This window comes from Stenotrophomonas lacuserhaii (genome assembly GCF_039674585.1).
GTDB lineage: Bacteria > Pseudomonadota > Gammaproteobacteria > Xanthomonadales > Xanthomonadaceae > Stenotrophomonas > Stenotrophomonas pennii_A.
Map to the genome: position 1 here is coordinate 1 of NZ_JBDJNU010000080.1, position 4,611 is coordinate 4,611.

Here is a 4,611-nt window from a genome sequence, read left to right on the forward strand (position 1 = left end):
ATCCATGGCGCTCAACGCCCCCACGAACCCCTCCCGTCCGGCCCTGACAGTCCGCGGGCGCCCGCCACGTAAAAAAAAGAGGAGCGGTAGCGCCTACCCATGGTCGGCGAGCGCAGCGGGCCGTTGGCGGGAACATTCCGCCGACCATGGGTCGGCGCTACCGGAGGTCCCCGTGGCGCGCCGGGTGGAGGGAGCCCCTGAGCCAGGGGCGGCCGCGAAGCGGCGGGGTGTGGGTGATGGTGAGACGGGGCCCGCGGTTTGCGTAGCAAAGCGTGGGAGCGACAGCGCGCATGCGATGGCGTGGACCCACCCACCGCGAGGGGCTCCGCCGTTCGACGTGGACCTGCGGCTAGAAGCCGTGGCCGGCGGGCAGCGCCTGCAGCGCCGCAATGGCGTCGGCCAGCGCATCCACTTCGGGATCGGCGAAGCCGCTGCGCACTTCCAGTTCAGTGGAAAACAACCCCTGCTCCAGCACCGCCACGCAGGTCTGGGCCTGGGTCCAGCCACGCGCGACCGCCAGCCGGGCTATCCGGTCCAGGATCATCGGGTCTACTTCCTGCAGCAGCAGGTCCGCCATGCTTGTTTCCCCATTCCAGCGCACCGCCCCCACGGTGCCGACAGGCGATCATCCCGCACCGCGCCCGCGCAGGCAATCAACCGGCAGCAGGGGCGCTGCGGTCGGAGAGGCGCGGCCACAGCCAGGCCAGCAGCAGCAGGGTCGGCACCACGGTGACCGCGCTGAGCAGGAAGAATGTGCTGTAGGACGTGGCTTCGACAATGTAGCCGGACACTCCACCGACGAACTTGCCCGGCAGGTTGGCCAGCGATACCAGCAGGGCGTACTGTGTGGCGGTGAAGTTGCGGTCGGTCAGCGAGGACATGAAGGCCACCAGCACGGTGCCGGCAAAGCCCTGGAACAGGTTGTCGGCGCTGAGCGCAGCGTAGAACGCCCACAGCTGGCCGGGATTGTGTGCCATCAGCAGGAACGCCAGGTTGGACAGCGCCACGCCCAGGGCGGCGACCAGCAGCATGCGGCGGAAACCGAACGCAGCCACCGCGATACCGCCGAGGAAGGCGCCGCCGATGCCCATCCATACGCCAAACAGCTTGGAGACCGTGGCGATGTCGGCCTTGTCGAAACCCGAATCAAGGTAGAACGGCCCGGCCATCACCCCGATCACCTGGTCGGGGAATTTGAACAGCCCGACGAACGCCAGCAGGCCGACAGCCAGTGCCACGCCGTTGCGGGTGAAGAAGCTGGCGATCGGCTGGACGAACGCTTCGGCGACGTCGATGCGACGCTGTACGGCCGCTTCCGGGCGCGCCGGTTCCCGGCAGAACAGGGTGGTGAGGATCGGCAGCAGCATCAACGAGGCCATCGCCAGGTAGGCGACGATCCAGCCTTCGAACTCCGCCAGGTACAGGGCACCGGCGCCGGCCAGGATCAGGCCGATGCGGTAGCCCAGCGTGTAGGTGGCGGCCAGTGCGGCCTGCGAGGCATCCGGGGCGATTTCGATGCGGTAGGCATCGACCACTGAATCCTGGGTGGCACCGGCGAAGGAGGCCACCAGCACCCAGAAAACCAGCGGTCCCACGCCTTGTTCCGGCCGCACGAAGGCCAGCGCCACCAGCCCGCCCAGCACCAGCACCTGCGAGGCCAGCAGCCACGACCGGCGCCGCCCCATGAAGGCCAGCAGCGGCAGCGCATAGCGGTCCAGCACCGGTGCCCAGAGGAACTTCAGCAGATAGAAAAAGCTGGCCAGGCTGATCAGGCCGATGCTGCCCAGGTCCAGGCCGACATCGCGCAGGCGCGTGGACAGCGTCTGCGAGGCGATCAGCAGGAACGGCAGTCCACTGCCGAAGCCGAGCAGCGCCATGGTCAGCGCCGAAGGCGTGCCGAAAGCCCGCTTGATGCCGGCCCAGCCCTTGTAGGACACCGGCGCGGCGGGGCCGGTCACGGCGCGTAATCCACGCAGAACGGGGCGTGGTCGGAGAAGCGCTCATCGCGGTAGATCGAGCAACCCCGCAGGCGATCACGCAGGCCCGGGCTGACGAACTGGTAGTCGATGCGCCAGCCGACGTTGTTGGCGCGCGCCGCGCCGCGGTTGCTCCACCAGGTGTAGTCCTCGCCAGTGGGGTGCAGCACGCGGTAGGCATCGGCCCAGCCGCGTCCGCTGGCCAGATCGGTGGCCTGGCCGTGGTCGGCGCACAACGCGTTCAACCAGTCGCGCTCCTCCGGCAGGCAGCCGGAATTCTTCTGGTTGGACTTCCAGTTGCGGATGTCCAGCGCGGAACGGACGATGTTCCAGTCCCCGCACAGCACGTAATCGCGGCCGCTGTGCAGCCACTGGTCGAGGATCGGCCGCAGCCATTCCATCACGTCGAACTTGAAGCCCTGGCGCAGGTCGCCGGAGCTTCCCGACGGGATATAGAAGGAGACCACGCTGAGGTTGCCGAACCGCGCTTCGATATAGCGGCCCTCTTCGTCGAACGGCGCCCAGCCCAGCGAAGTGATGACCTGGTCGGGCTCCCGCTTGCTGTAGATCGCAACCCCGCTGTAGCCCTTCTTGGTACTGGCATCGCGGTAGAAGCAGTGGTGGCCATCCGGACGGAACATCGGATCGGACAGCTGGGCCTCCTGTGCCTTGGTTTCCTGCAGGCACAGGACGTCGGCGTCCTGGGCGCGGAACCATTCCAGGAAGCCCTTGCTGGCAGCCGAGCGGATGCCGTTGGCGTTGAAGCTGATGATGCGCATGCGGTCGATTCAGGGTGGCGGCGGAAACCGGCCCAGCATACCGGTTCAGCGCCGATGCGCCGACCGTGGAAGGACGCCGGGCCCGCCTTCTAGTAGGCTTTACATTCCAAGATGAAGATAGATTGAGTCAGATGAGCGACCATCGTCACCGTTTCCTGCAGTTGGCCCTGAGCGCCGACGCCCTGCGTTTCGGCCAGTTCACGCTGAAATCCGGCCGGCTGAGCCCTTATTTCTTCAATGCGGGCCGCTTCGACTCCGGGTCGAAGATGGCCCAGCTGGCCCTGTGCTACGCCGATGCCATCGACGATGCCGGCCTCAAGTACGACGTGGTCTTCGGCCCGGCCTACAAGGGCATCCCGCTGGCCACCGCGATGGCCTGCGAACTTGCCCAGCGTGGCCGTGACCTGCCGCTGTCGTTCAACCGCAAGGAAGTGAAGGACCACGGTGAAGGCGGCCAGTTGATCGGCGCGGACATGACCGGCAAGCGCGTGCTGATTGTCGATGACGTCATCACCGCCGGCACTGCGATCCGCGAGGCGATGGCCATCATCCGCGCTGCCGGCGGTGTTCCGGCCGGTATCGTGGTGGCCCTGGACCGCCAGGAGATCGCATCGGAGACCGATCCGCGCTCGGCTGCGCAGGCCGTGGCCGAAGAAGCCGGCATTCCGGTCATCGCGGTGGCGACGATGGCCGACCTGCTTGATTTCGCGTCCGGAAACCCGGAACTTGTCGGCTACCGGCAGCCGCTGGCGGACTACCGGTCCCGATATGGCAGTCGTCCGACACACTGAACGACCCAAGGGGGTGGTCGCCATGTTGAGGAAGCTGTCCATCATCGCTGCCTTGCTGCTGGCCACGCCGTGCGTGGCCAGCGCGCAGCAGTCCAAGCGCCCGGCCAGGAGTGCCGAGGCGCAGGCGAAGAAACTGTATTGCTGGAACGAGGGCAGCGAGCGCATCTGCAGCGACGCACTGCCTGCGGACGCGGTCAACAATGCGCGGGAAGAATTCAGCGCACGCAGCGGGCTGCGCAGCGGCCAGGTGCAGCGCGCGCTCAACGAAGACGAGCGCGCCGATGCGGCTGCGGCCGAGGCCCAGGCCCGGCTGGACGAAATGGCCCGGCAGACCCGCCAGCGGACCGAACAGGCAATGCTGTCCACCTACAGCAACGAGGCGGACCTGCGGCGGGTGTTTTCCGAGCGCGTCGGCATCCTCGACAACAACATCAACACCGCGCGCTACAACGTGGCCAGCCTGCGCGATGCGCTGTTCACCGCCCTGGCCGGTGCCGGCGACAACGAACTGGCCGGGCGTCCGGTGGGCGAGAAGCCGGCAGCCACCATCCGCAAGCGCCACGGCGAACTGCTGGCGCAGCAGCGCATGCAGGCCACGTTCGAGCGCCAGCGCGTCGAACTGGACGCGGAGATCGAAGAAACCGTGCAGCGTTTCCGCCTGCTGAAAGGTGTTACGCCAGAGGCGTGAGGGCACGCGTGGCGCGCTGCCGCTTCGCGGCAACCCCTGCCTCAGGGGCTCCCTCCACCCGACGCGCCAACGAAGCCGTCGGTAGCGCCGACCCATGGTCGGCGGGATGTTTCCGCCAACGGCCCGCAGCGCTCGCCGACCATGGGTCGGCGCTACCGCTTTTCCTCTATTTTTTACGTGGCGCGACGCGCGCGCGGACTGTCAGGGCCGGGGGGGGGGGGGGGGGGGGGGGGGGGCGGGGGGGGGGTCTGGTCTGGGGGGGGGGGGGGGGGTTGGTGGGGGCGTTGCGCGCCTTGGTGGGCGCGAACCGAGGCCCGCATGGATGCAGTTCTTGCCGTCCCCCACCAATCCCTCCCGCCCGTGCCAAACCAGAAATC

At 67.8% G+C, this 4,611-nt stretch carries 5 protein-coding genes; 2 read left to right on the forward strand and 3 right to left on the reverse strand.

The features are described 5' to 3' along the window. Positions 1-349: 349 nt before the first annotated feature. From ABE522_RS17360 to ABE522_RS17370, 3 genes are all read right to left on the reverse strand, one after another. Positions 350-577 (reverse strand): hypothetical protein, encoded by a 228-nt coding sequence (locus ABE522_RS17360; RefSeq protein WP_101098213.1) that lies wholly within the window; start codon positions 575-577, stop codon positions 350-352. A gap of 76 nt (positions 578-653) precedes the next feature. Beyond that, positions 654-1,958 (reverse strand): AmpG family muropeptide MFS transporter, encoded by a 1,305-nt coding sequence (locus ABE522_RS17365; protein WP_346592767.1) that lies wholly within the window; start codon positions 1,956-1,958, stop codon positions 654-656. Then, positions 1,955-2,755, reverse strand: coding sequence for an exodeoxyribonuclease III (locus ABE522_RS17370; protein ID WP_346592768.1), 801 nt, complete (start codon positions 2,753-2,755; stop codon positions 1,955-1,957). Before ABE522_RS17370 ends, ABE522_RS17365 begins: the two co-directional genes overlap by 4 nt. A 131-nt stretch (positions 2,756-2,886) precedes the next feature. Here ABE522_RS17370 and pyrE point away from each other — a divergent pair, with 131 nt between their 5' ends. After that, on the forward strand, positions 2,887-3,546 hold the full coding sequence (pyrE, locus tag ABE522_RS17375) for an orotate phosphoribosyltransferase (protein ID WP_346592769.1): 660 nt from the start codon (positions 2,887-2,889) through the stop codon (positions 3,544-3,546). Between the two features lie 22 nt (positions 3,547-3,568). Then, on the forward strand, positions 3,569-4,234 hold the full coding sequence (locus ABE522_RS17380) for a hypothetical protein (RefSeq protein WP_346592770.1): 666 nt from the start codon (positions 3,569-3,571) through the stop codon (positions 4,232-4,234). The last annotated feature ends 377 nt before the right edge of the window (positions 4,235-4,611 follow it).